General features: G+C 76.9%; 1 protein-coding gene. It reads left to right on the forward strand.

Annotation, left to right across the window (positions count from 1 at the left end; translation table 11 throughout):
- Positions 1 to 1,025: NsdA family TPR-like regulatory protein (locus tag E1283_RS36510; protein ID WP_481906714.1), on the forward strand; the 1,025-nt coding region annotated here is incomplete at its 5' end.
- Positions 1,026 to 1,056: the final 31 nt, after the last annotated feature.

Below are 1,056 nucleotides of genomic sequence, written 5' to 3' on the forward strand. Positions count from 1 at the left end.
CCCCCCACGGCCCGCACCACCCGCCGGGCGCCGGCGCGGTGCGATTCCCCCAGGTCGCCGCCGGCCGGCCGACGCGCGCCGAGCGGCAGGGCACGCTCGACCGCGTCGAGCGCGGCCCGGGACAGCGGGTCACCGCCGGCGACATCGCGGCCCTCCGCTCGGTCGCCAACCTCTTCCGCGAACTCGACCAGACCTACGGCGGCGGCCACGCCAGGCAGGCCCTGGTCCGCTACCTGGAACACGAGCTGGAGCCGATGCTCCGCGGCAGCTACGGCGAGCAGACCGGCCGCCGGCTGTTCTCGGCCGCCGCCGACCTGACCCGGCTCGCCGGCTGGACCGCCTACGACATCGCCGCCCACGGCCTGGCCCAGCGGTACTTCGTCCAGGCCCTGCGCCTCGCCCAGGCCGCCGGCGACCGCAGCTACGGCAGCTACGTCCTGGTCTCGATGAGCCGGCAGGCCGTCTACCTCGGCCACGGCCGCGAGGCCGTCCAGCTCGCCAGGGTCGCCCAGCAGGGCATGGCCAGCTCGGTCGCCCCCGTCGTCCAGGCCCTGCTGCACGCCGTCGAGGCGCGCGGCCACGGGCTGCTCGGCGAGGTGCGCAGCTGCACCGCGGCGCTGGCCAGGGCCGAGCGCGCCCTGGAGTCCGCCCGGCCCGGCGAGGACGTCCCGGCCTGGGCCCGCTTCTTCGACGAGGCGCAGCTGGCCGACGAGTTCGCCCACTGCCACCGCGACCTCCAGCAGTACCGCGCCGCCGCGCGGCACGCCGAGCGGTCCCTCCAGCTGCGGCCGACCAACTTCGCCCGCAGCCGGCTCTTCTGCCGCGTCGTGCTGGCCAGCGCCCGGCTCGGCCTCGGCGACGTGGAGCAGGCGTGCGGGCTGGCCGCGGAGGCGGCCCAGCAGGCCATGGAGATGCGGTCGGCCCGGGCGCACGAGTACATCCAGGACTTCGACCGCCGCCTCGAACCGTTCCGGGACGCGGCGCCGGTCCGGAGCTACCGGGAGCGGGTCGCCGCGCTGACGTAGGGGGTGGGTTTTCGCCATCTGCCCACCCACC

This window comes from Streptomyces hainanensis (genome assembly GCF_004348415.1).
GTDB lineage: Bacteria > Actinomycetota > Actinomycetes > Streptomycetales > Streptomycetaceae > Streptomyces > Streptomyces hainanensis.